We start from the raw sequence: 360 nt of genomic DNA, 5'->3' as shown, positions 1-360 counted from the left end.
GAGTCGCGTTGTGAATCAGATTCACCAGTACTTGCTCGAGTTCGGTTGGATGAATCGCAATATTGATGTCATCTGGCACCGTGCTTAGCCTTAGCGTAATTCCTTGCTTGATCATCAGCGCACTGAGAATACTGGTGGCGTTGTTGACCGCTTGGTGCAGGTTCGCCATATGATGCTCTTGTTTAGTGACCTTGCGAGTAAAGACTTTGAGTCGCGCGATGATGTCGGTAATGGTGTTGTTGAGGCCAATCATTTTCTCAAGATTGCTTTTCACCAAATCGGTTCGTTCCATTTCAAGCAGTTTTAAGCTGTTCTCACTGTAGGTTCGCAACGCTGCAAGCGGTTGGTTGATTTCGTGGT

The 360-nt window shown here is 46.9% G+C and carries 1 pseudogene; it reads right to left on the bottom strand.

The window, feature by feature from the left end:
- Positions 1 to 360 (bottom strand): annotated as a pseudogene (locus tag AB4512_RS23280) (sensor histidine kinase); the annotation flags it as partial.

It is taken from the genome of Vibrio sp. 10N.222.52.B7, assembly GCF_041474275.1.
GTDB lineage: Bacteria > Pseudomonadota > Gammaproteobacteria > Enterobacterales > Vibrionaceae > Vibrio > Vibrio crassostreae_C.
Note: the sequence above shows the minus strand (reverse complement) of the source record. Positions and strands in the feature narration are given on the sequence as shown.